A 23,968-nucleotide genomic window follows, 5' to 3' on the forward strand; every position below is an offset into this window, starting at 1 on the left:
GGAGGTCGTGCGCGGGGCAGCGCTGGCCCGGTTCCGACGTCGCCGGCCGGCCCAGGATCACTGGTCGGCCGACAAGGAGCGTACACAGCACCGTCACCTGCGGGACATGTCGATCTGATGTCGCACATCTCTCTTCCGGCGACGCCGAACCGCCCCGCAGGCCACGGTTCAGCCCGGTGCCGGGCCCCGGGTCTCGTCCCCACCGGCCCGGGCTGCCGTGGAGCCGGTGCCGGCGTCCGACGCGGGACCCGCCCCGGCCCGGTCACCGGTCGGGCGACCTGCCTCGTCACCGCTGGCGGCCGGCTCGGCCGCCGCCCGGGCGTCCCGGCCCCGGGTGATCACCTCGCGCGGGCGACCGCGCTGCCAGACCAGGTAGGCCACCGCGAGCAGGCCCACGATGATCGAGGTGAAGACGTTGAGCCGCAGCCCCAGGAACTCCTCGGCGGTGTCGATCCGGAGCATCTCGATCCACAGCCGGCCGGCACAGTAGGCCGCCACGTACAGGGCGAAGGCCCGCCCGTGCGAGAGCCGGAACCGGCGGTCGGCCCAGACGACCAGCGCCGCGACGCCGAGGTTCCACAGCAGCTCGTAGAGGAAGGTCGGGTGGAAGGTGCCCAGCACCTCCGCCCGCCCGTCGGGCCCGGTGATCGCGCGGCCGACCGAGGGGTCCCAGCGGTGGATGGTGAGGGCCCAGGGCAGGTCGGTGGCCCGGCCGTAGAGCTCGTTGTTGAACCAGTTGCCCAGCCGGCCGACCGCCTGCGCGACGACGATGCCGGGGGCGATGGCGTCGGCGTAGACGGGCAGCGGGATGCCCCGCCGGCGGCAGGCGATCCAGGCGCCGACACCGCCGAGGGCGATGGCGCCCCAGATGCCGAGGCCGCCGTCCCAGATCGCGATCGCCCGCAGCGGGTCGCCGCCCTCACCGAAGTAGGGCTGCGGCGTGGTGAGCACGTGGTAGATGCGGCCGCCGACGATGCCGAACGGCACCGCCCAGATGGAGATGTCGAGGACGTCACCGGGTGCGCCGCCGCGGGCGACCCAGCGCCGCTCCGAGATCAGGACGGCCAGCACGATGCCGGCGATGATGCACAGCGCGTAGGCGCGCAGCGGGAACGGCCCGATCTCCCAGACGGCCTGGGTGGGACTGGGGATCGCGGCGAGCACGGTCACGACAGCACCACCGGCCGGCGGCGCACGCCCTCGGCCAGGTCCTGGGACAGCCGCCGGACGCCGTCGGGACCGCGCCCCTCGAGCAGCTGGCGGACGTAGGCCGAGCCGACGATGACGCCGTCGGCGAAGCCGGCGACCTCCGCGGCCTGGTCGGCGTCGGAGACGCCCAGCCCCACGCAGACGGGCAGCTCGGCGACCGCGCGGGTGCGGGCGACCAGCCGCTCGGCGGCGTCGCCCACCGTGGCCCGGGTGCCGGTGACCCCCATGGTCGAGGCGGCGTAGACGAAGCCCCGGGAGGCCGCGGCGGTGGTTGCCAGCCGGGCATCGGTCGACGAGGGGGCGACCAGGAAGACCCGGTCCAGCCCGGTGCGGTCGGTGGCCGCGATCCAGGGCCCGGCCTCGTCGGGGATGAGGTCGGGGGTGATCGCCCCGGCTCCCCCGGCGGCGGCCAGGTCGTCGGCGAACCGGTCGACGCCGTAGCGCTCGATCGGGTTCCAGTAGCTCATCACCACCGGCACCGCGCCGGCGTCGGCCACGGCCCGGACGGCGCGGAGCACGTCGGCCATCCCCACGCCGGCCCGGACGGCGACGTCCACGGCCTGCTGGATGACCGGCCCGTCCATGCCCGGGTCGGAGTACGGCACGCCGATCTCGACGATGTCGGCGCCGCCCTCGACGGCGGCGACCATCGCCTCGATCGACCCGTCGACGTCGGGGTAGCCGACCGGCAGGTAGGCGATCAGCGCCGCCCGCGATTCGGCGCGGGCCGCAGTGATCCGGGTCGCGAGCAGGCTCATGCCTGCTCCCCCGCCTGCTCGCCGGGAACGGCCTCGCCGTTGGCGACCGCGCCCTCGGTGGGCTGCTGGTCGGTGTCCATCCCGGGGCCGGGGTCGACCTCCTCGCGGTCGCCGAGCCCGAACCAGGCCGAGGCGGTCTCCACGTCCTTGTCCCCGCGGCCGGAGAGGTTCACCAGCAGCACCGGCGGTTCCCCTCCCCGCCCACCGGCCCCCTGGGCCGCCAGTTCGCGGCCTACCTGCATCGCCCCCGCGAGGGCGTGCGCGGACTCGATCGCCGGGATGATCCCCTCGGTGCGGCACAGCAGCGCGAAGGCCTCCATCGCCTGCGCGTCGGTGACCGGCCGGTACTCGGCCCGCCCGACGTCGTGCAGGTGGGAGTGCTCCGGCCCGACGCCGGGGTAGTCCAGACCGGCCGAGATGGAGTGCGACTCGATGGTCTGCCCGTTCTCGTCCTGCAGCAGGTAGCTGCGGGCCCCGTGCAGCACGCCGGGGACGCCCCCGGTGATCGACGAGGCGTGCCGGCCGGTCTCCACACCGTCACCGCCGGCCTCCAGGCCGATCAGCCGCACGCCCTCGTCGGGGACGAACGCGGTGAAGATGCCGATCGCGTTGGAGCCGCCGCCGACGCAGGCGAGCACCGCGTCGGGCAGCCGGCCCAGCCGGTCGAGCAGCTGGCCGCGCGCCTCGTCGCCGATGACCCGCTGGAAGTCGCGGACCATCGCCGGGAAGGGGTGCGGGCCGGCGACGGTGCCGAAGACGTAGTTGGTGGTCTCCACGTTGGTGACCCAGTCGCGGAACGCCTCGTTGATGGCGTCCTTGAGGGTGCGCGAGCCGGTGGTGACCGGGACGACCTCGGCACCCAGCAACCGCATCCGGGCGACGTTCAGCGCCTGGCGCCGGGTGTCCTCCTCGCCCATGTAGATGGTGCAGGACAGCCCCATCAGCGCCGCGGCGGTCGCAGTGGCGACGCCGTGCTGGCCGGCGCCGGTCTCGGCGATGACCCGGCTCTTGCCGATCCGCTTGGTCAGCAGCGCCTGGCCCAGCACGTTGTTGATCTTGTGCGATCCGGTGTGGTTGAGGTCCTCGCGCTTGAGCAGCACGGTGGCGCCGCCGCAGTGCTCGGCGAACTTCGGGACGGCCGTGACCGGGCTGGGCCGCCCGGTGTAGTCGCGCTGCAGCTCGGCGAACTCGGTGAGGAAGGCGGGGTCGACCCGCATCGCCTCGTAGGCCTCGGTCAGCTCGTCGAGAGCGGCGATCAGCGCCTCGGGGACGAACCGACCGCCGTAGGGACCGAAGTGGCCGGTGGCGTCGGGCCACTCCGGGCGCGCCGTGACGTCGAGAGCAGGGGTGCTCACGTCAGGGGCCGGAGGGTGCGCGGAGAGGGTCACGTGCCCAGCTTGACACGACGTATGCGGTCTCCGGGCACGGGTCCCCGGAACGGTTCAGCGGGTCGTGCGGGGGGTGGCCGGGTGCGAACCGGCGGTGACCAGGTCCGCGACGGCCTGCCGCGGGTCGCCGGCGGTTACCAGGCCCTCGCCGACGAGCACCGCGTCGGCACCGGCGCCGGCGTAGCTGATCAGGTCGTGCGGCCCGCGGACGCCGGACTCGGCGATCTTGACCACCTCGCTGGGCAGCCCTGGGGCGATGCGCTCGAAGGTGGAGCGGTCGACCGACAGCGTGGTGAGGTCGCGGGCGTTGACCCCGATCACCGAGGCGCCGGCGGCGAGCGCCCGGTCGGCCTCGGCCTCGCTGTGCACCTCGACCAGCGCCGTCATGCCCAGGGACTCGATCCGCTCCAGCAGGCCGGTGAGCACCGGCTGCTCGAGCGCGGCGACGATCAGCAGCACCAGGTCGGCGCCGTGGGCGCGGGCCTCGTGCACCTGGTAGCTGCTGACCACGAAGTCCTTGTTCAGCACCGGGACGTCGACGGCGGCGCGGACGGCGGCCAGGTCGGCGTGCGAGCCGCCGAACCGGCGGCCCTCGGTGAGCACGCTGATCACCCGCGCACCACCGGCGGCGTACTGCACGGCCAGCGCGGCGGGGTCGGTGATCTCGGCCAGTGCACCCTTGGAGGGGCTCTTGCGCTTGACCTCGGCGATCACCCCGACCCCGGGCGCGCGCAGGGCCGCGAGGGCGTCCAGCGCCGGGCGGGCGTCGCGGGCGGCGGCCTGCACCTCCGGGAGCGGAACGGCGGCCTGCCGCGCGGCGACGTCCTCACGGACGCCCGCCACGATGTCGTCGAGGACGCTCATGACCCCTCCTCGCAACCCCACATCATCGGCCTCGGATCGACTCCCCACCACTCGGAGTCGGTGAGATCACTGTAGAGGCGGCACCGCGGTGCTCCGGTCGGGGGCCGGGCGCGCGCTGCCCGACCGGAGGGTTCACACTGTCGGGTCCTCGCCCCGGTCCAGCGCCTTCCAGGCCGCCTGGTGGCGGTCCTCGTCGGTGGCCGGGCGGTCCGACCGGGCCGGCGGCGCACCGGGCGCCGTGCGCTCGTACCGGCGGCCCATGCCCGGCCAGCTCCCGCCGCGCAGCACCACGAGCAGGCCGACGAGGACGGCCAGTACCCCCGCGGCGCCGGCGGCCGCGGGCCAGCCGGCCGCCACGTCGACGGTCACCGGCCCGGGCCCCGGCCCGACCCCGGGCAGCTCCGTGGAGGCCTCCGAGAGCCCGCCCCGCACCGCCCGGACGGCCGACCAGGTCAGCGCACCGCCGGCGACGGCGACGAGCAGGCCGACGACGACGCGGCCGACGCCCCGGACGGCGACCACCGCCACGGCGGCGGCGAGCAGCAGCAGCCCGCAGGCGGCGACCAGCGGGGCGGCGTCGGCGCCGGTGAGCACCGCGGCGACCGGCGGCAGCGGCGCTTCGCGGACGATCGTGACGTCGGCCCACGGCTGGCCGGACGCCGACAGCGCCAACCCGCCGGCCAGCGCACTGCCCAGCACCGCGAACGTGAGCTCCCGCCGCGCCCCCGAGGCACCGTTCACGGGAGCTCCCGCAGCCCCTCGGCCGTCGCGATCGCCGACAGCACCGCCCGCGCCTTGTGCCGGGTCTCGGCCTCCTCGGTGGCCGGGTCGCTGTCGGCGACGATCCCGGCGCCGGCCTGCACGTAGGCGCGGCCGTCGTGCAGCACCGCGGTGCGGATGGCGATGGCCATGTCCATGTCGCCGCTGGCGTCGACGTAGCCCACGGTGCCCGCGTACAGCGCCCGCCGGGTCGGCTCGAGGGACTCGATGACCTCCATCGCCCGCGGCTTGGGCGCCCCGGAGACGGTGCCGGCGGGGAACGTCGCGTCGAACACGTCGAGGGCGTCGCGACCCGGCGCCACCTGCCCGGCGACGGTCGACACCAGGTGCATGACGTGGCTGTAGCGCTCCACGCGCATGAAGTCCGCGACCTCCACCGAGCCCGGCACGCAGACCCGGCCCAGGTCGTTGCGGGCCAGGTCGACCAGCATCACGTGCTCGGCGCGCTCCTTGGGGTCGGCGAGCAGCTCCTCGGTCAGGCGCACGTCCTCCTCCGGCGACGCGCCGCGGGGACGGGTGCCGGCCGGCGGGTGCACCACGGCCCGCTCCCCCGTCACCGTCACCAGCGCCTCCGGCGAGGAGCCGACCACGTCGAACGGCGACTCCCGGCCGGCGAAGCGCAGCAGGTACATGTACGGCGAGGGGTTGCTGGCCCGCAGCACCCGGTAGAGGTCCAGCGCGTCGACCTCGGTGGCCAGCTCGAAGCGCTGGGCGAGCACGGCCTGGAAGACGTCCCCCGCGCGCACGTGCTCCCGCACCCGCTCCACGCCGGCCTCGTACACCCCCGGCGCCATGTTGCTGCTGACCGGCGGGGCGTCCGCGGTGGCGAGCGTGGCCACCGACGGCGGCACCGCCGAGGTCAGGTCCGCGGCCATCGCGTCGAGCCGGGCGACGGCGTCGGCGTGCGCCGCCGCCCCCGTGCCCAGGGCGTTGGCGATGAGCAGCACGGTGCCGTCGGTGTGGTCGAGCACGGCCAGGTCGGTGACGAGCATCAGCGCGAGCTCGGGCATGCCCAGGTCGTCGGTGCTGGTGTCCGGCAGCCGCTCCAGCCGGCGGACGACGTCGTAACCGAGGTAGCCGACGAGGCCCCCGGTGAGCGGCGGCAGCCCCGGCGTGCGTGGCGAGCGCAGCCGCCGGGCCAGCGTGCGGACGGCGGCCAGCGGGTCGGCGGGCAGGTCGTCGGTGAGCCCGGGCAGCGGGTCGCCCAGCCACACCGTCGTCCCGTCGCGCTCGGTGAGCGTGCCGGCGCTGCGCACCCCGACGAAGCTGTACCGGGACCACTGCTTGCCCTGCTCGGCCGACTCGAGCAGAACCGTGCCGGGGCGGTTGCGGGCCAGCTTGCGGTACAGGCCGACCGCGGTCTCGCTGTCGGCCAGCAGCCGGCGGGTGACCGGGACGACGGCAGCGTCCAGCGCCGCGAACTCCGTCGCCGTCGGCGAGGTCTCACCCAGCCGCATGCTGCACCTCCAGCTCCCGGTGGAAGCAGCTGCGCTCGCCGGTGTGGCAGGCCGGGCCCTCCTGGTCGACGAGCAGCAGCAGCGCGTCGCCGTCGCAGTCCAGCCGGACCTCGCGCACCCGCTGCCGGTGGCCCGACGTCTCGCCCTTCACCCAGTACTCCTGCCGGCTGCGCGACCAGTAGGTGGCCCGGCCGGTGGCCAGGGTGCGGCGCAGGGCCTCGTCGTCCATCCAGGCGACCATGAGCACCTCGCCGGTGTCGTGCTGCTGGGCAACGGCGGCGACCAGGCCGGCGGGGTCGCGGCGGAGCAGGTCGGCGACCGCCGGGTCGAGCCGGGGATCGGAGGGGGCGGACATGCCGCTGATCGTCCCACCCGCCCGCGACCGCCCGGTCAGCCCCTGCGGGCCTGGGCCGCCCGGGACCACGCCACCGCGTCGGGCAGGAAGGTGAGACCGGCGGCGGCGACGGCGAGGGCGCCGTAGAGGACCGGCAGCACGAGGACGGTGTCGCCGATCGGCGCGGGGGCGGCGCTGGTCAGCACCACCACCCAGTACACCGACAGGCCGACCTGGGCGACGGCCGCACCCAGCAGCCACTCGCGGCGCCCGCCGGACAGCGCCATCAGCCCGCCGACCACGAACAGCGCGACGACGAGGAGCTGCACCAGGGCGATCCACGGTCCGATGCCGGCCGAGGGTCCGCGGGTGACGGCGAGCAGCGCGCTGAAGGCCATCGCGTAGACGGTGCCGACCAGCGTGAGCAGCGCCGAGCCGAACGCCAGCGCCGCGGCGCCGAGGACGACGCCGGGGCGGCGGGGTCCGCGGGCGAAGGGCGGGGCGTACCCGCCCCACCCGGGGTACGGCGGCTGACCCCACTGCTGAGAGGCGGCCGGCGGCGGGCCCCACTGCTGCTGGGCGGCCGGCGGCGGGCCCCACTGCTGCGGCATCGGCGGCGGGCCCCACTGCTGGGCGGCCGGCGGCGGGGCCCACTGCTGCGGCATCGGCGGCGGGCCGCCGTAGGGCGGGCCGGCGGGCTGCTGGGGGTGGGGCGGCACGGCGTCCCAGTCCGGGGCGCTCACAGGGCCGCCGCCAGCGCGCGCCCGGCGACCCGGCCGGAGAACAGGCAGCCGCCCAGGAAGGTGCCCTCCAGCGAGCGGTAGCCGTGCATCCCGCCGCCGCCGAAGCCGGCGACCTCCCCGGCGGCGAACAGGCCGGGGAAGGGCTCGCCGTCGGCGCGGAGCACCCGGCCGGAGAGGTCGGTCTCCAGGCCGCCGAGGGTCTTGCGGGTGAGCAGGTTGAGCCGCACGGCGATCAGCGGGCCGGCGTCGGGGTCGAGCAGCCGGTGCGGCTGCGCGACCCGGATCAGCTTGTCGCCGAGGTAGCTGCGGGCCTGGCGGATGGCGGTGACCTGGGCGTCCTTGGTGAACCGGTTGGCGATCTCGCGGTCGCGGGCGACGACCTCTCGTTCGACGGTCGCCAGGTCGACGTGCGGGGTGTCGCCGGTGAGCCGGTTCATCCCGGCGACCAGCTGCGGCAGCGTGGGGGCCACGACGAAGTCCTCCCCGCGGTCCAGGAACGCCTGCACCGGTGCGGCGGCCCCGCTGCGCACGCGGGTGAGCAGCAGCTTCAGGTCCTTGTCGGTGAGGTCGGGGTTCTGCTCGGAGCCGGAGAGGGTGAACTCCTTCTCCACGATCTTCTGGGTGAGCAGGAACCAGGTGTGCTCGGAGCCGGTCGTGCCGATGTGCGCGAGGGTGCCGAGGGTGTCGAAGCCGGGGAACAGCGGGACGGGCAGCCGGGTCCCGGTGGCGTCCAGCCACAGCGAGGAGGGCCCGGGCAGGATCCGGATGCCGTGCCGTTCCCAGACGGGCGAGTGGTTGGCGATGCCCTCGGTGTAGTGCCACATCCGATCGGGGTTGATGACGTTGCCACCGGCGGCCTCGGTGATCTGCAGCATCCGGCCGTCGACGTGCGCGGGGACGCCGGAGAGCAGCCGCCGGGGCGCCGGGCCGAGCCGGGCCGGCCAGTTGCGCCGGACCAGCTCGTGGTTGGCGCCGATGCCGCCGGAGGTGACGACGACGGCCTGGGCGGAGAGCGCGAACTCGCCGACCTCGGCCCGGGAGCTGGCCACCCCGCGGGGGACGTCGCTGGGCTCGAGCACCGCGCCCCGGACGCCGGTGACCGCGCCGTCGGTGACGACCAGCCCGTCGACCCGGTGCCGGTGGCGGACGTCGACCAGCCCGCGGGCCGCGGCGTCGGCGACCCGGCGGGCGAAGGGGGCGACCACGCCGGGGCCGGTGCCCCAGGTGACGTGGAAGCGCGGTACCGAGTTGCCGTGGCCGGTGGCCGTGTAGCCGCCGCGCTCGGCCCAGCCGACCACCGGGAAGAACCGCACGCCCTGGGCGCGCAGCCAGGCGCGCTTCTCCCCCGCGGCGAACTGCAGGTAGGCCTCGGCCCACTGGCGGGGCCAGTGGTCCTCCTCACGATCGAAGCCGGCGGCGCCGAACCAGTCCTGCCGGGCGAGCTCGAGGGAGTCCTGCACCCGCAGCCGGCGCTGCTCGGGGGTGTCGATGAGGAACAGCCCGCCGAAGGACCAGTGCGCCTGCCCACCCAGCGACGTCGCCGGCTCCTGGTCCAGCAGCAGCACCCGCTTGCCGGCCTCGGCCAGCTCGGCGGTGGCGACCAGCCCGGCCAGCCCCGCTCCCACCACGATCACGTCAGCGTCGGTGCTCACCACCGCGACGGTAGCGGGCGTGCGGCGCCGACGGCGCCCGACGACCCGCGCGGGCCCACTCCCGCACCGGGCGCTGCGCGGCGAGCACCAGCCCGCCCAGCGGCCCGACGGCGAGCAGCAGCGGCGAGGCCGCCGCCGAGCCGCCACCGAGCAGCCCGAAGAAGCCGGCGAGCACCAGCAGCCCGATCAGGGGCAGCAGGCAGGCCAGCAGGAGCAGCAGCCAGCCGGGCAGCGGCCCCAGGCCGGTGCCGCGCCAGACCAGCACCGCCCCGAGGACGGCGAGGGCGGCCAGCGCCACCGGCCCCAGCAGGTACCAGCCCCAGCCGGGGTCGGCATCCCACAGCAGCCAGCCCAGCCAGAGGTCCTCGACCGCGACGAGCAGGCCGAACACCGCCGCGAACGGGGCGGCCTGGGGCCGGGTGGGTGCGGCGGGCGCGGCGGTGAAGCCACGGCCGAGCGGCCGGCGCGGCTGGGGCTGACGGGAGCGGGCCTGCGGCCGGGGCGACGGCATGCCCGGAGGGTAGGACGACCCCCTGACGCTCAGCTGGGCAGCGGCTGGACGGGGGCTGCCGGTTCCGGCTGCCGGCCGGAGCTGCGCCGCCAGGAGGCGTGCAGCCGGCCGTAGGGACCGTCGCGGTCGACCAGCTCGGCGTGCGTGCCGCGCTGCACGACCCGGCCCGCGTCGACGACGAGCACCTCGTCGGCCCGCTCCGCGGTCGAGAGCCGGTGGGCGATGGTCAGCGTCGTCCGCCCGTCGGTGAGCGCGTCCAGCGCCCGGGTCAGCCGCATCTCCGTGGCCGGGTCGACCGCGCTGGTCGCCTCGTCGAGCACCAGCAGGTCGGGGTCGGCGACGTAGGCGCGGGCGACGGCGACCAGCTGCCGCTCCCCCGCGCTGAGCGACTCCCCGCGCTGGCCGACCGGGGTGGCCACGCCGTCGGGCAGGCCGGTGACCCAGTCGCCCAGGCCCAGCTCGTCGAAGGCGGCGGTGACCTGCGCGTCGGTCATGCCGGGCCGGCCGTAGCGGACGTTGTCGGCGACCGAGGCGTCGAAGAGGAACCCGTCCTGCGGCACCATCACCACCCGCTGGCGCAGCGAGGCGAACGCGACCTCCGCCAGCGGCACGCCACCGACCAGGACGCGCCCTTCGGTCGGGTCCATCAGCCGGGTGACCAGCTTGGCGAACGTGGTCTTGCCCGACCCGGTCTCGCCCACGATCGCCACCCGGGTGCGGGCCGCGATGGTCAGGTCGACGTCGTCGAGGGCCTTGCGGCCGCCGGCCGAGTAGGCGAAGGAGACGTGCTCGAACCGCACGTCCAGGGAGCCGGGCGGCAGCGCACGCCCCGCGGCGGGGTCCTGCACGTCGGGCTCGGTGTCGAGCACGTCGAGCACCCGGCGGAACCCGGCGACGGCGTTCTGCGCCTCGTTGAGCACCTCGCTGGCGGTCTGCACCGGCGCCACGAAGAGGGTGACCAGGAACAGGAAGGCGACCAGCGTGCCGGCGCTGATGTCCCCGGCGATGCCGAGCAGCACACCGACCACCACGACCGCGGCGTTGGCGATCGCGGCGACCAGCTCGCCGCTGACGTAGACCCCGGCGGTGACCTTCTGCGCGTCGATGGAGGCGCGGTAGTGCCGGTCGATGGCGCGGTCGATGCGGGCCGCCGTCCGGGCCCGGATGCCGTAGGCGCGCACCGTGGGGGCGCCGACGACGGACTCGCCGACGGCGGCCAGCACGTCACCGACCCGCTCGCGCACGACGCCGTAGACCGCGGCCAGCCGCCGGGCGAACCACTTGACCGCGATCGCCAGCGGCACGAAGCAGGCCAGCACCAGCAGGGTGAGCTGCCAGGAGTAGACCGCCATGACGACGGTGGCGACGACGAGCTGGCCGACGCTGACCAGGCCGAGGACGCCGCCCCACTGCATGAAGACCGACAGCTGGTCGACGTCGCTGGTGACCCGGGAGACCAGCGAGCCGCGCCGCTGGCCCTGCTGGTGCAGCACGGACAGGTCGTGCACGTGCCGGAAGGCGCGCACCCGCAGCCCGGCGAGCGCGGTCTCGGTGGTGCGGAACAGCCGCACGTTCATCCGGTAGACGGCGACGCCGGTGATCACCACGACGACGGCGGAGATCACCACCAGCTCGCGGATCAGCGGGATGTCCGGGCCACCGGGTGCGCCCAGCCCGCGGTCGAGCACCTGCTGGACGGCGATCGGCACGACCACCCGGCCGGCGGTGGCGATCAGCGCGAGCAGGAAGGTGACCGGCAGGCCCTGGCGGAACTCGGGCATCATCCGCAGGCCGCGGCGGAGGGTGGCGGTGGCGCTCTCCGGCCGGCGGTCGGCGGCCAGGACGACGTCGCCGTCCCCGGGGGTGTCCATGGTGCTCACGCTCGGTCCACTCCGCTCACGCCTGGGCCTCCGCGGGCGCGCGGCCGGCCGCGTCGGCGCCGGTCTCGGGCTGCTGGTAGGCGCGGACCAGCCGGGCGTAGCCGGGCACCTGCGCGAGCAGCTCGGCGTGCGTGCCGCGGGCGACCAGCCGGCCACGCTCCAGCCAGACGACCTCGTCGGCGAGCGCGATGGTGGCCTGGCGGTAGGCGACGACCACCACGGTGGCGGGGCGGTCGGCGGCGCGGAGCGCGTCCAGGATGCGGGCCTCCACGGCGGGGTCGACGGCGCTGGTGGCGTCGTCGAGGACGAGCAGCCGGGGCCGGCGGACCACGGCGCGGGCCAGGGCGAGGCGCTGCCGCTGGCCGCCGGAGAGGCTGGCGCCGCGCTCCCCGACCCGGGTGTCCAGGCCGTGCGGGAGCCGGGCGACGAAGTCCTCGGCAGCGGCGATCCGCAGCGCCTCGTGCACCTGCGCGTCGGTGAAGTCGCCGCCCAGGGTGATGTTGTCGCGCACGGTGTCGTCGAAGAGGAAGGTCGACTGGGCCACGAACGCGACCTGGTCGCTCACCTCGCCCTCGCGCAGGGTGCGCAGGTCGACGTCGTCGAGCAGCACGTCGCCGCGCTCCGGGTCGACCAGGCGCACGAGCAGGCCGGCCAGGGTCGACTTGCCCGCGCCGGTCGGGCCGACGACGGCGAGGGTGCGGCCGGCGGGCACGTCGAAGGTGACGCCCTCCAGGGTCGGCCGTCCCGCGTCGGGGTGCGCGAAGCCGACGTCGCGCAGGCCGACGACGGCGCCGCGGTCACCGCCGGGGGCGGCGTCCGGGCCGTGCGGGGTCTCCCCGGTGGCCTCGAGCACGGGGGTGACCCGGTCCCAGCCGGCCAGCGCGCGCGGGAGGTCGGCCAGCACCCAGCCGATGGCGCGGATCGGCAGCGCCAGCAGGGTGAACAGGTAGGCGATGGAGACCAGGTCGCCGGCGCCGGTGGCGCCGGCGGCCACCCGCTCGGCGCCGACCAGCAGCACGGCGAGGGTGCCCAGGTTGGGCAGGGCCTCCATCAGCGGGTCGAACAGGCCGCGGACCCGGCCCACGGCGACCAGCCCGTCGCGCAGGTCGTCGGCGCGGGCGGCGAAGCGCGTGGTCTCGTCGGCCTCGCGACCGAGGGTCTTCACCACCAGGGCGGCGTCGAAGCTCTCGTGGGCGATCTCGCTGACCTCGGCGCGCAGCTGCTGGGCGCGGGCCATGCGCGGGCTCATCACCTGGCTGTAGACGGCGTTGACCACGAAGACCAGCGGGAAGACGACGAAGCCGACGACCGCCAGCAGCGGGTCGGTGAGCACCAGCGCGGCGATGGTGATGGCGATCATGACCAGTGCGCCGCAGGCGAAGGGCAGCGGGGAGACGAAGAACCAGGCGGCCTCGACGTCGGAGTTGGCGTTGGACAGCAGCTGCCCGGTGGGGTGGCGCTGGTGCCAGGACAGCGGCAGCCGCAGGTACTGACCGGTGACCCGCCGGCGGTACTCGGCCTGGAGCCGGTAGCTCATGATCCCGGCGAAGAGCCGGCGGCCGAGGATGCCGACGATCTTCAGCAGGGCGACGACGACGATCGCCAGTGCGGCCAGGGCGAGGGCGCCGGCGGTGGTGTCGCCCTCGTCGAAGGCCGGCAGCAGCACCCGCTCGGTGATCCCGCCGATCACGTAGGCGCTGGCGACCGTCATCCCGCCGTACAGGCTGCTGCCGAGCACGGCGAGGGTGAAGATCCCCGGCTGCCCGGCGATGGCGCGCCCGATGTGGCGGACCCCGCGGCGGACCACGGCGTCTCTGCGGCGCGGCACGGGGCCTCCAGTCGGTGGTGCGGGCGGTGCCTGCAGCCTACCCGGGTTGCTTACCCGCCCTAAGCGGTTGCGGGCGGGGGCGTCTCGCCGGAGGCCCCCGCCGGAGCAGAGCTGGCATAGCCTCGACGTGTGCCCACCTCTGCCGTGCCCGTGTCCCGGTCGGAGCGAGCGGCGCTGGCGGACCTGCTCGAGGAACTCGGTCCCGACCAGCCGACCCGGTGCGAGGGGTGGACCACCCGCGACCTCACCGCGCACCTGGTGGTGCGCGACCGCCGGCCGGACTCGATGCCCGGACTGGCGCTCGGCGGCCCGTTCTCGACCTGGACCCAGCGGGTGCAGCAGCGGGCGGGGGCACGCGACTGGCCGCAGCTGGTCGCCGCCCTCCGGTCCGGTCCGCCGCCGTGGCTGCCGGGGTCCTGGCCGGTGGCCGACCGGCTGCTGAACACCGCGGAGCTGGTGATCCACCACGAGGACGTGCGCCGCGCCCAGCCGGACTGGTCACCGCGCGACCTGCCGCGCGGCGTGCAGGACCAGCTGTGGAAGGCCGTGCCGTTCCTGGCCCGCGGCCGGGAGGCCGCCCGCCCCGACGGCGGGCTGATGGTGCGGCGCAGCGACGTCCCCGACGGGGCGCCGGGCAGCGAGCGGCGGCTGCGCAAGCGCACGCCGACCACCACCGTGGTGGGCGCCCCGCTGGAGGTGCTGCTCTGGGTGAGCGGCCGCCAGGACGTCGCCTGCGTGGACCTGACCGTCGAGTGAGCCCGGCGGCGGCCGGGCCACGTGGGCTGGACTGCTGGCCGACCCGGCGCAGCAGTGTGCGCTGACCGCGCATTCCGGCAGCGGAACGTGCCCTCAGCGCACAGTGCTCCGGGGTGTGGCGCTCAACGCAGCGGGTGGTCGGTCTCCTGGCGGATCGGGACGCCGGCGGCGGTCAGCCCGGCCTTGACCTCCCCGACCCGCAGCTGGCCGAAGTGGAAGACGCTGGCGGCCAGCACCGCGTCGGCGCCGGCCTCGACCGCGGGCGGGAAGTGGTCGACCGCCCCCGCTCCCCCGCTGGCGATCAGCGGCACGGTGACCTCGCGGCGCACGGCCGAGATCAGGTCGGTGTCGAAACCGGCGCGGGTGCCGTCGGCGTCCATCGAGTTCAGCAGCACCTCGCCGACCCCGAGCTGTGCGGCCTGCACCACCCACTCCACGGCGTCCCGCCCGGTGCCCCGGCGCCCGCCGTGGGTGGTGATCTCGAAGCCGGAGTCGGTGACCGCGCCGTCGCGCACGCGTCGCGCGTCCAGCGACAGCACCAGCACCTGGTTGCCGAACCGGTCGGCGATCTCGGCGATCAGCTCCGGCCGGGCGACGGCGGCGGTGTTGACCGCGACCTTGTCCGCCCCGGCGCGCAGCAGCTTGTCGACGTCGCCGACGCTGCGCACCCCGCCGCCGACGGTGAGCGGGATGAAGACGCTCTCCGCGGTGCGGCGGACCACGTCGTAGGTGGTCTCCCGGTCACCGGAGCTGGCGGTGATGTCGAGGAAGGTGAGCTCGTCGGCGCCCTCGGCGTCGTAGACCCGGGCCATCTCCACCGGGTCACCGGCGTCGACCAGGTCGACGAAGTTGACGCCCTTGACCACCCGCCCGGCGTCGACGTCCAGGCACGGGATCACGCGGACGGCGAGGCTCATGCCGCACCCCGCACCGCGGCACCCCGAACGGCATCGGCCTCGATTTCCACCAGCATCGCCGGGTCGATCAGCGCGGCCACCTGCACCATCGCGGTGGCCGGCCGGACCTCGCCGAAGAACTCACCGTGCACCCGGCCGATCTCCTCCCAGCGTGCGATGTCGGTGACGTACATCCGGGTGCGGACGACGTCGCCGAGCGCGAACCCGGCCTCGTCGAGGGCCCGCTGGATGCCGGTGAGCGCCACCCGGGTCTGAGCGGCGGCGTCCCCCGGATGGGCCACGGTGCCGTCGACGGTCGCCGTCGTCCCGCTCACCCAGGCGGCGTCGCCGGAGACGACGACCCGGCTGTAGCCGACGACGTCCTCCCAGGGCGCACCGGAGCCGATCCGCCGGGCGCTCACTCGGCGGTCACCGCGAGCGCCTCGGGCAGCGTGAACGCCCCCGCGTAGAGCGCCTTGCCGACGATCGCGCCCTCCACGCCGACCCCGGTCAGCCCGGCGAGGGCGCGGATGTCGGCCAGCGAGCTGACCCCGCCGGAGGCGACCACCGGCCGCGGGGTGGCTGCGCAGACCTCGCGCAGCAGGTCGAGGTTCGGGCCGCGCAGGGTGCCGTCCTTGGTGATGTCGGTGACGACGTAGCGGGCGCACCCCTCCGCGTCGAGCCGCGCGAGGGTCTCGTAGAGCTCGCCGCCCTCCTTGGTCCAGCCGCGGGCGGCCAGCCGGGTGCCGCGGACGTCGAGGCCGACGGCGATCCGGTCGCCGTGCTCGGCGATGGCCCGGGCGCACCACTCCGGCGACTCCAGCGCCGCGGTGCCCAGGTTGACCCGCCGGCAGCCGGTGGCCAGCGCGGCGGCCAGCGACTCGTCGTCCCGGATGCCGCCGGACAGCTCCACGTCGACGTCCAGCTCGCCGACCACGCGGGCCAGCAGCTCGCGGTTGGAACCGCGCCCGAACGCGGCGTCCAGGTCGACCAGGTGGACCCACTCCGCCCCGTCGCGCTGCCAGGCCAGGGCGGCCTCGAGCGGGTCGCCGTAGGAGGTCTCGCTCCCGGCCTCCCCCTGCACCAGACGGACGGCGAGGCCGTCGGCGACGTCGACGGCGGGGAGCAGCTGCAGCTTCGGCACGGCTCCAGCCTAGGGAACGCCGCCGACGGTCCTGTCGGACCGCTGCGGCAGGCTGCTCACCGTGGAGTTCAGCGAGGTGGTGCGACGGCGCCGGATGGTGCGCGACTACGACCCCGACCGGCCCGTGCCGCCCGAGGTGCGCGACCGGCTGCTGGAGCACGCGATCCGCGCCCCGTCGGCCGGGTTCAGCCAGGGCTGGGCCTTCCTGGTGCTGGAGACCGCCGAGGAGCGCGACCGGTTCTGGGCCGCCACCACCGACGGCGGCACCCCCGACGGCTGGCTCACCCGGATGCGCCGGGCGCCGCTGCTGATCGTGCCGTTCTCGTCCAAGGACGCCTACCTCGACCGCTACGCCGAGCCGGACAAGGGCTGGACCGATCGGGACGAGGCCCGCTGGCCGGTGCCGTACTGGCACGTGGACGCCGGCATGGCGTCGCTGCTGATGCTGCTCACCGCGGTCGACGAGGGTCTCGGCGCGTGCTTCTTCGGGGTGCCGCCGGAGCGGGTCGCCGCCCTGTGCGCCGCGTTCGGGGTGCCGGACACGCACACCCCGGTCGGCTGCCTGTCGATTGGCTGGCCGGGCGCGGAGGACAAGCGGTCACCCTCGCTGAGGCGGGGCCGGCGCGGGCTCGACGAGGTCGTGCACCGGGGCAGCTGGTGACTGGTTGACTCCCCGCGTGACCGAGACCGAGCAGTCGTCGACCTCCCGCGCCGTCCTGGTGACCGGCGCCTCCCGCGGCATCGGCCGCGCCATCGCGCTGGCCTTCGCCGCCCAGGGTGACCGGGTGGCCGTGCACTGGGGCGGCTCCCGGGAGCGCGCCGAGCAGGTGCTGGCCGAGCTGCCCGGCGGGGGCCACGTGCTGGTGCAGGCCGACCTCACCGACCCGGACGCCGTCGGGCGGATGGTCGACGAGGCCGCCGAGGCGCTGGGCGGCCTGCACGTGCTGGTCAACAACGCCGGCGTCTTCACCGCGCACCCGCCGCTGGAGACCGGCTACGACGAGTGGCAGGCGGCCTGGCAGCGGACCCTGGCGGTCAACCTGGTCGGCCCGGCCAACGCCACCTTCCGCGCGCTGCCGCACCTGATCGCCGCCGGCGGCGGGGCGGTGGTCAACGTCTCCAGCCGGGGGGCGTTCCGCGGCGAGCCGAACAACCCCGCCTACGGCGCGTCCAAGGCCGGGCTCAACGCCTTCGGCCAGTCGATGGCGCTGGCGCTGGCCCCGCACGGCATCTCGGTGGGCACCGTGGCGCCGGGGTTCGTGCAGACCGAGATGGCCCGGGAGGTCCTCGACGGCCCCGGCGGGGACGCGGTGCGGGCGCAGTCGCCCTACGGCCGGGTGGCCCGCCCGGAGGAGGTCGCCTCGGCGGTGCTCTGGCTCGCCTCGCCCGGGGCCCGGTTCTCCACCGGCACGATCATCGACGTCAACGGCGCCTCCTACCTGCGCAGCTGACGCTCACGGCACCTCGGCGGCGGTCGACACCACCAGCAGGTCCGAGGTGTGCGTGCCGGCGATGCCGACGCCGTCCGGCCGTCCGTCGAAGCCGGGGACCTCGGTGAGCCCGTCGGTGCCGTCCAGGGCGCGCACCGTGACCGGCCGGTCGTCGGCGAGCCGGAACGTGGCGGTGGCGCCGTCGGCGGGCGGCGCGTGCACGGTGACCGTCAGCCGCTGCTCCTCCAGCACGCTCTCCGGCACGGCGCGCCCGAGCACCTCCCCGCCGACGACCTCCGCACCGGAGACGTCGAGCACCAGCAGCCGCGCGTCGCGCTGGGAGGTCACCTGCACGGTCACCTCCCGGCCGTCGCCGGGCAGCGGCGAGCTGGCCACCGCCAGCCCGGGCGCCGGCAGGTCGGCGGCCTCGGCCGGCCCGGTGGCGACGTCACCGGAGAAGACCGGGAACGCCTCGGTCAGCTCGTCCGGGTCGGCGTCCGGGCCGGCCACGTGCCCCGCCGTCCAGGGCACCGGGTCGTCCTCGGTGCTGATCCACCACGCCTCCCCGGCGTCGGCGTCCAGGGCGTACATCAGCTGGGTCGGCGCCGGGTGCTCGGCATCGAACCGGTCGACCACCAACCCGGTGACCAGCAGGGCGGCGGCCGCCACGACGGCCACCCCGGGCACCAGCGCACCAGCCCGTCGACGGGCCGGCGAGACGGGGAAGAGCAGCTCGAACACCGGCAGCAGCACCAGGGCGAGCAGCACGGTGAACAGCGCCGGCGCCGCGCCGGTCGCCAGGCCCAGGGCGGGGAAGAACAGCGCGATCGTCGGGGCGAGCACCAGCACGGCGACGACGCCGGCGAGTGCCGCCGCCACCAGCCGCACCCGGCCCGGCCGGGCCAGCACCGCGACGACGCCGGCGAGTGCCGCCGCCAGCGCCGGGACGGCGGCCAGGTAGGAACCGCCGGGAGCCACCACCGCCAGCACGACACCCAGCACGGCGAGCCAGCCGATCCCGCCGGCGGCCAGCGCTCCCGGGCCCACCCGCCGGCGCAGCAGCGCGTACCAGCCCAGGACGACGGCGAGCACGAGCACCACCACCGCGACCCGGTACCAGCCCGGCCGCCAGGGGTCGGTCATCCCGCCGTAGCCCGGGCGCACCGCCACCAGCAGCGCCCACACCCCCTGGGCGGCCAGCGGCGCGGCGACCACCGGGAGCACGGCCAGCGCGAACCCGGCGAGGGTGCGGCGCAGCGGGGTGCCGGCGCGCCGCCGCAGCACGACGGCGAGCGCCCCGACCGTCCCGACGGCGAGCAGTGCCACCGGCCACACCGTCGCGCCGGGAACCCGCAGCAGCCCGCCCAGCACCGGGAAGTACGTCGCGTCCCCGGCCGCGGGCTCGGCGAGCTCGTCGAGGTCGGCCCCCGCCAGCGCGCGGGTGAGCGCCAGGGTGTTGTCACCCATGGCCTGCAGACTGCCGCGGTTCATCCGGGACGGGGTGTCCAGCGGCGTGTGGTACGCCGCCGACCCGTCGATGTAGGCGGTGTTCAGCCCGGTGAACCGGCCGGTGTCCAGGAACGGGCTGAAGTCGGTGTCGTTGGGCAGCAGCCGGTAGACCTCCACGGCGAAGCTGGTCGCCACCGGGTGCGGCGCGGCGTCGGCGAAGACCCCGGCCAGCGCGGCGTTGCCGGTGGCCGTCTCGAACATCACCGGCGGGCCGCCGGTGCCCCGCGCCTCCAGGTTCAGCACCACCCCGCCGTCGTCGGCCAGCGGGTGGTCGCGGACGAAGGCCTCGGCGCCGCAGAGGCAGGCCTCCTCGGCGTCGGTCAGCACGACCACGACGTCGTTGCGCGGCCGGGGCCCGGTGGTCAGCGCCCGGACCGTCTCCAGGATCGTGGAGACCCCGGCGGCGTCGTCGTTGCCTCCTGGCCCGTTCTCGACCGAGTCGTAGTGGGCGACCAGGAACAGCCGGCCGGTCGGGTCGGCGCCGGGCAGGACGCCGACGACGTTGCGGACCCGGGCCACCTCGAGCTCCCCCGGGCCACCCGGGTTCATCCCGACGGCGTCGTGCACCTGCGGGTCGAGCCCCAGCTCGGTGAGGGTGTCGATCAGGTGGTCGCGCACCCGGTCGTTGGCCGGGCTGCCGGTCACGTGGGTCTCGGCGGCGACCGTCTCGACGTGCTCGAAGGCCCGGGCCGCGCTGAACTCAGCGGCGGGTGCGTCGGCCGGGGCGGGGTCCGGCGGTTGCAGGACGGCGATGCTCAGCGCGGCCAGCGCACCGAGCAGCAGCAGGACGACCAGGCCGAGCAGGCGGGCGGACCGCACGGGACACCTCCGACAGACGTGGGACGGATCACCCTAGGGGCGACCCGGCCACCGTCGGGGGGACCTCAGTCGAGGGTGTCCAGCCAGTTCGTCAGCAGCTGCGCCCCGGCGTCGCCGCTCTTCTCCGGGTGGAACTGGGTCGCCGACAGCGGGCCGTTCTCCACCCCGGCGACGAACCGGTCGCCGTGCTCGGCCCAGGTCACCGCCGGCGGCGTGAGCCGCCCGGTCACCCCGGCCTCGGCGAGCGGGAACTCGCGCACCCCGTAGGAGTGCACGAAGTAGAAGCGCTGGTCCGCCAGGCCGGCGAAGAGCGTGGAGCCCTCCGGCGGCTGCACGGTGTTCCAGCCCATGTGCGGCAGCACCGGCGCCTGCAGCGGCTCGACCACCCCGGGCCACTCGCCGCAGCCGTCGGCGTCCTGGCCGTGCTCGACACCGCGCTCGAAGAGGATCTGCATGCCGACGCAGATGCCGAGCACCGGCCGACCACCGGCCAGCCGGCGGCCGATCACCTTGGGTCCGTCGACGGCGCGCAGCCCGTCCATGCAGGCGGCGAACGCACCGACGCCGGGGACGACGAGCCCGTCGGCGTCCAGCGCCGCCTGCGGGTCGGCGGTCACCGTGACGTCAGCACCCACCCGGGACAGCGCCCGCTCGGCGGAGCGGAGGTTGCCCGACCCGTAGTCGAGCACGACGACCTTCTTCACAGCAGCCACGCTACCCACCAGCCGTCCGCACCCTGCCGGCATTCCCGCCGGCTCAGACGAGCCGGAGGATGCCCGCCGCCGTGGCCAGCAGGGCGGCGACCAGCAGCAGGACCGCGAACCCCACCTGCACGCCGGTGCGCCCGTCGGTGTCGGAGTCGGCCTTGAAGATGCTGTAGGCGCCGCCGAGCAGGAAGCCGCCGACGACCAGCAGCACGATCCCGAAGTTCATCGGCGTTACAGCGCGCCCTTGGTGGAGGGGACGTCGCTGACCCGCGGGTCCAGCGCGACGGCGGTGCGCAGCGCCCGGGCCAGGGCCTTGAACTGGCCCTCGACGATGTGGTGGGCATCGCGGCCGGCGTAGAGCACCCGCACGTGCAGGGTGATCCGGGCGTTGAACGCGAAGGACTCCAGCACGTGCTTGGTCAGCGACGTCGGGTAGTCCGGCCCGATCATCGGCGTCATGTTCTCCGGCTCGGCGTGCACGAAGTACGGTCGGCCGGACAGGTCGACCGCGGCCTGCACCAGCACCTCGTCCATCGGGATGGTCGCGTCGCCGTAGCGGGTGATCCCGCGCTTGTCGCCCAGCGCCTCGGCGAACGCCTGCCCCAGCGCGATCGCGACGTCCTCGACGGTGTGGTGGGCGTCGATGTGCAGGTCGCCGTCGGCGCGGACGGTCAGGTCGATCCCGCTGTGCTTGGACAGCGCGGTGAGCATGTGGTCGTAGAACCCGACCCCGGTGGCGATGTCGGAGGTGCCGGTGCCGTCGAGGTCGAGCTCGACGACGAGCTTGGTCTCGCTGGTGGCCCGCTCGACGCGTGCAGTGCGGCTCATGAGCTCGAGTCTCCCTCAGTGGTGCGGTGGTCGGCGGCGATCTCACCCAGCGCGGTGAGGAACGCGTCGGTCTCCTCCGGGGTGCCGGCGGTGACCCGCAGCCAGCCGGGGAGGCCGACGTCGCGGACCAGCACGTCCCGGTCCAGCAGCGCCTGCCAGGCCGCGGACGCGTCGGCGAACCGGCCGAAGAGGACGAAGTTCGCGTCGCTGGGCACGCTGGTCAGACCCAGGCCGGGCAGCGCCGCGACGATCCGGTCGCGTTCGGCCTTGACCGCGTCGACGGTGGCCAGCAGGGCGTCGGTGTGCGCGAGCGCCGTCCGGGCGGCGGCCTGGGTGAGCGAGCTCAGGTGGTAGGGCAGCCGGACCAGCTGGACGGCGTCGACGACCGCGGGGTCGGCCGCCAGGTAGCCCAGCCGCAGCCCGGCCATCCCGAACGCCTTGCTCATCGTGCGGCTGACCACCAGCCGCGGCCGGCCGGCCAGCAGGGTCAGCGCCGAGGGCGTGCCGGCGCGGGCGAACTCGGTGTACGCCTCGTCGACCACGAGCACCCCTGGAGTGGCCTCGTACAGCTCGGCGATCGTGTCCAGCTCCACGGCGGTGCCGGTGGGGTTGTTCGGGCTGGTCACGAAGACGACGTCGGCCCCCACCTCGCGCACCTGGGCCGCGGCCCGCGCCGGGTCGATGGTGAAGTCGGCCCGCCGGTGCCCGTCGACCCACCGGGTCGCGGTGCCCGCGCTGATGATCGGGTGCATCGAGTACGACGGGGTGAACCCCAGCGCCGTCCGCCCGCTGCCGCCGAAGGTCTGCAGCAGCTGCTGGAGCACCTCGTTGGAGCCGTTGGCCGCCCACACCTGCGCCGGGGCGACCGGCACCCCGCTGGTGCGGGTCAGGTAGGTGGCGAGGTCGGCGCGCAGCGCCGTCGCCTCCCGGTCCGGGTACCGGTTGAGCCCGGGGGCGGCCTCGGCGAGCGCGGTGGCCAGGTCGGCCAGCAGCGGCGCGGGCAGCGGGTACGGGTTCTCGTTGGTGTTCAGCGCGTGCCGCACGGCCAGCTGCGGGGCGCCGTAGGGCGTCCGCCCGCGCAGCTCCGGGCGCAGCGGCAGCTCCTCCAGGGAGGTCATGCCCGCTGCCGAGCCCGGACGGCGGCCGCGTGCGCCGGCAGGTCCTCGGCTCCGGCCAGGGCGTCGATGTGCCCGGCCACCTCGGCGAGGGCCTGCTCGTCGTACTCGACCAGGTGGATGCCGCGCAGGAAGGTCTGCACGCTCAGCCCGCTGGAGTGCCGCGCGCAGCCCCCGGTGGGGAGCACGTGGTTGGACCCGGCCGCGTAGTCGCCCAGCGACACCGGCGCCCACGGGCCGACGAACACCGCGCCGGCGTTGCGGACCCGCATGGCGACCGCGCGGGCGTCCCGGGTCTGGATCTCCAGGTGCTCGGCCGCGTAGGCGTCGACCACGGCGAGGCCGGCGTCCAGGTCGTCGACGAGGACGACGCCGGACTGGCTGCCGCCCAGGGCCGTGCGGATCCGGTCACTGTGCTTGGTGGCCGCCACCTGCCCGGGGAGCAGGTCGACGACCGCGTCGGCCAGCTCCGCGCTGGTGGTGACCAGCACCGCCCCGGCCAGCGGGTCGTGCTCGGCCTGGCTGACCAGGTCGGCGGCGACGTGCACCGGGTCGGCGGTGTCGTCGGCCAGGACGGCGACCTCGGTCGGGCCGGCCTCGGAGTCGATGCCGATCAGCCCGCGCAGCAGCCGCTTGGCCGCGGTCGTGTAGACGTTCCCCGGCCCGGTGACCAGGTCGACCGGCTCGCAGGCGCCCGCTCCGTAGCCGAAGACGGCGATCGCCTGGGCGCCGCCGATGGCGTACACCTCGGTGACGCCCAGCAGGGCGCAGGCGGCGAGCACACCCGGGTCGGGCAGGCCACCGTTGTCGCGCTGCGGCGGGGTGGCGACCGCGATGGACTGCACGCCGGCGATCTGCGCGGGAACGACGTTCATGACCACCGAGCTGAGCAGCGGCGCGAGCCCGCCGGGGACGTACAGCCCGACCCGGCGCACCGGCACCCAGCGCTCGGTGACGGTGCCGCCGCGGACGACGTCGGTGGTGACGTCGGTGCGGCGCTGGTCGGCGTGCACCTTCCGGACCCGGGAGATCGACTCCTCCAGCGCGGCGCGCAACGTGGGGTCGATGCCGGCCAGCGCCTCCTCGAGGGCGGCCTGCGGCACGGCGAAGTCCTCGGCGTCGACGCCGTCCAACCGGGCGGTGATCTCCCGGACCGCCTGCGCGCCGCGCAGCCGCACGTCCTCGCAGATCGGGCGCACGACCGCGAGGACCGAGTCGATGTCGGTGGCGGCGCGGGGCAGCAGGTGGGCGAGCTCGCGCGGCCCGGGCAGAGCGGACCCACGCAGGTCGATGCGGGCGAGCACGAGACACCTCCGGAGAGCGGTATACGTCGTGTCGAGCGTAGTCGGCGGCTCCGCTG

The 23,968-nt window shown here is 75.6% G+C and carries 24 protein-coding genes; 3 read left to right on the forward strand and 21 right to left on the reverse strand.

The genetic code is table 11. From position 1 onward, the window contains the following. Nucleotides 1–168 precede the first annotated feature (168 nt). The 12 genes from lgt to ACI795_RS08005 form a co-directional block, all read right to left on the reverse strand. Nucleotides 169–1,170: a prolipoprotein diacylglyceryl transferase gene (gene lgt / locus ACI795_RS07950; RefSeq protein WP_457074931.1), complete on the reverse strand. Its 1,002-nt coding sequence runs from the start codon at nt 1,168–1,170 to the stop codon at nt 169–171. Continuing rightward, entirely contained in the window at nt 1,167–1,967 is an 801-nt protein-coding gene (trpA, locus tag ACI795_RS07955) for a tryptophan synthase subunit alpha (RefSeq protein WP_457074932.1), read from the reverse strand. Before trpA ends, lgt begins: the two co-directional genes overlap by 4 nt. After that, on the reverse strand, nt 1,964–3,322 hold the full coding sequence (gene trpB, locus ACI795_RS07960) for a tryptophan synthase subunit beta (protein WP_457074933.1): 1,359 nt from the start codon (nt 3,320–3,322) through the stop codon (nt 1,964–1,966). Before trpB ends, trpA begins: the two co-directional genes overlap by 4 nt. A gap of 87 nt (nt 3,323–3,409) precedes the next feature. Then, nucleotides 3,410–4,219: an indole-3-glycerol phosphate synthase TrpC gene (trpC, locus tag ACI795_RS07965; protein WP_457074934.1), complete on the reverse strand. Its 810-nt coding sequence runs from the start codon at nt 4,217–4,219 to the stop codon at nt 3,410–3,412. Between the two features lie 132 nt (nt 4,220–4,351). Then, a complete protein-coding gene (locus ACI795_RS07970; RefSeq protein WP_457074935.1) occupies nt 4,352–4,960 on the reverse strand; it encodes a Trp biosynthesis-associated membrane protein in 609 nt (202 codons plus the stop codon). Next, nucleotides 4,957–6,456 (reverse strand): anthranilate synthase component I, encoded by a 1,500-nt coding sequence (locus ACI795_RS07975; protein WP_457074936.1) that lies wholly within the window; start codon nt 6,454–6,456, stop codon nt 4,957–4,959. The genes ACI795_RS07970 and ACI795_RS07975 overlap by 4 nt, the downstream gene beginning before the upstream one ends. Next, complete coding sequence (hisI, locus tag ACI795_RS07980; protein ID WP_457074937.1) at nt 6,443–6,811, reverse strand: phosphoribosyl-AMP cyclohydrolase; 369 nt, start codon at nt 6,809–6,811, stop codon at nt 6,443–6,445. Before hisI ends, ACI795_RS07975 begins: the two co-directional genes overlap by 14 nt. 35 nt (nt 6,812–6,846) lie before the next feature. Next, entirely contained in the window at nt 6,847–7,533 is a 687-nt protein-coding gene (locus ACI795_RS07985) for a DUF3824 domain-containing protein (protein WP_457074938.1), read from the reverse strand. Then, nucleotides 7,530–9,185, reverse strand: a complete 1,656-nt coding sequence (locus tag ACI795_RS07990; RefSeq protein ID WP_457074939.1) for an FAD-binding dehydrogenase — start codon at nt 9,183–9,185, stop codon at nt 7,530–7,532. Before ACI795_RS07990 ends, ACI795_RS07985 begins: the two co-directional genes overlap by 4 nt. Then, the gene (locus tag ACI795_RS07995; protein ID WP_457074940.1) at nt 9,169–9,696 is read right to left on the reverse strand and encodes a hypothetical protein; all 528 of its coding nucleotides are present in this window, start codon (nt 9,694–9,696) and stop codon (nt 9,169–9,171) included. Before ACI795_RS07995 ends, ACI795_RS07990 begins: the two co-directional genes overlap by 17 nt. Before the next feature lie 29 nt (nt 9,697–9,725). Beyond that, nucleotides 9,726–11,567 (reverse strand): ABC transporter ATP-binding protein, encoded by a 1,842-nt coding sequence (locus ACI795_RS08000; protein WP_457074973.1) that lies wholly within the window; start codon nt 11,565–11,567, stop codon nt 9,726–9,728. A 25-nt stretch (nt 11,568–11,592) separates the two neighbouring features. Beyond that, nucleotides 11,593–13,404: an ABC transporter ATP-binding protein gene (locus ACI795_RS08005; protein WP_457074941.1), complete on the reverse strand. Its 1,812-nt coding sequence runs from the start codon at nt 13,402–13,404 to the stop codon at nt 11,593–11,595. A 129-nt stretch (nt 13,405–13,533) separates the two neighbouring features. Here ACI795_RS08005 and ACI795_RS08010 point away from each other — a divergent pair, with 129 nt between their 5' ends. Further along, entirely contained in the window at nt 13,534–14,160 is a 627-nt protein-coding gene (locus ACI795_RS08010; protein WP_457074942.1) for a TIGR03085 family metal-binding protein, read from the forward strand. Between the two features lie 122 nt (nt 14,161–14,282). Here the strand turns inward: ACI795_RS08010 and hisF are convergent, their stop codons facing one another. From hisF to priA, 3 genes are read right to left on the reverse strand one after another with little or no spacing between them, the layout of a single operon-like run. Beyond that, nucleotides 14,283–15,077 (reverse strand): imidazole glycerol phosphate synthase subunit HisF, encoded by a 795-nt coding sequence (gene hisF / locus ACI795_RS08015; RefSeq protein WP_457074944.1) that lies wholly within the window; start codon nt 15,075–15,077, stop codon nt 14,283–14,285. Next, nucleotides 15,074–15,478: a RidA family protein gene (locus tag ACI795_RS08020; RefSeq protein ID WP_457074945.1), complete on the reverse strand. Its 405-nt coding sequence runs from the start codon at nt 15,476–15,478 to the stop codon at nt 15,074–15,076. The genes hisF and ACI795_RS08020 overlap by 4 nt, the downstream gene beginning before the upstream one ends. Beyond that, the gene (gene priA / locus ACI795_RS08025; RefSeq protein ID WP_457074946.1) at nt 15,475–16,200 is read right to left on the reverse strand and encodes a bifunctional 1-(5-phosphoribosyl)-5-((5-phosphoribosylamino)methylideneamino)imidazole-4-carboxamide isomerase/phosphoribosylanthranilate isomerase PriA; all 726 of its coding nucleotides are present in this window, start codon (nt 16,198–16,200) and stop codon (nt 15,475–15,477) included. Before priA ends, ACI795_RS08020 begins: the two co-directional genes overlap by 4 nt. Nucleotides 16,201–16,261: 61 nt before the next feature. Here priA and ACI795_RS08030 point away from each other — a divergent pair, with 61 nt between their 5' ends. Both ACI795_RS08030 and ACI795_RS08035 read left to right on the forward strand, forming a co-directional pair. Beyond that, nucleotides 16,262–16,861 carry a nitroreductase family protein gene (locus ACI795_RS08030; RefSeq protein ID WP_457074947.1) on the forward strand — a complete coding sequence of 200 codons (600 nt, stop codon included), beginning with the start codon at nt 16,262–16,264 and terminating at the stop codon, nt 16,859–16,861. 16 nt (nt 16,862–16,877) lie between these two features. After that, nucleotides 16,878–17,651, forward strand: coding sequence for an SDR family NAD(P)-dependent oxidoreductase (locus ACI795_RS08035; protein ID WP_457074948.1), 774 nt, complete (start codon nt 16,878–16,880; stop codon nt 17,649–17,651). A 3-nt stretch (nt 17,652–17,654) separates the two neighbouring features. Here ACI795_RS08035 and ACI795_RS08040 read toward each other — a convergent pair whose 3' ends face one another. From ACI795_RS08040 to hisD, 6 genes are all read right to left on the reverse strand, one after another. Further along, nucleotides 17,655–19,958: a M28 family peptidase gene (locus ACI795_RS08040; RefSeq protein WP_457074949.1), complete on the reverse strand. Its 2,304-nt coding sequence runs from the start codon at nt 19,956–19,958 to the stop codon at nt 17,655–17,657. Nucleotides 19,959–20,023: 65 nt separating this feature from the next. Then, on the reverse strand, nt 20,024–20,662 hold the full coding sequence (gene hisH, locus ACI795_RS08045; protein WP_457074950.1) for an imidazole glycerol phosphate synthase subunit HisH: 639 nt from the start codon (nt 20,660–20,662) through the stop codon (nt 20,024–20,026). A 52-nt stretch (nt 20,663–20,714) separates the two neighbouring features. After that, nucleotides 20,715–20,891: a hypothetical protein gene (locus ACI795_RS08050; RefSeq protein ID WP_457074951.1), complete on the reverse strand. Its 177-nt coding sequence runs from the start codon at nt 20,889–20,891 to the stop codon at nt 20,715–20,717. Nucleotides 20,892–20,896: 5 nt separating this feature from the next. Continuing rightward, entirely contained in the window at nt 20,897–21,493 is a 597-nt protein-coding gene (gene hisB, locus ACI795_RS08055; protein WP_457074953.1) for an imidazoleglycerol-phosphate dehydratase HisB, read from the reverse strand. Further along, nucleotides 21,490–22,611, reverse strand: coding sequence for a histidinol-phosphate transaminase (locus tag ACI795_RS08060; RefSeq protein WP_457074954.1), 1,122 nt, complete (start codon nt 22,609–22,611; stop codon nt 21,490–21,492). Before ACI795_RS08060 ends, hisB begins: the two co-directional genes overlap by 4 nt. Then, the gene (gene hisD / locus ACI795_RS08065) at nt 22,608–23,912 is read right to left on the reverse strand and encodes a histidinol dehydrogenase (protein ID WP_457074955.1); all 1,305 of its coding nucleotides are present in this window, start codon (nt 23,910–23,912) and stop codon (nt 22,608–22,610) included. Before hisD ends, ACI795_RS08060 begins: the two co-directional genes overlap by 4 nt. Nucleotides 23,913–23,968: the final 56 nt, after the last annotated feature.

The sequence above is a fragment of the Modestobacter sp. SYSU DS0290 genome (genome assembly GCF_054050955.1).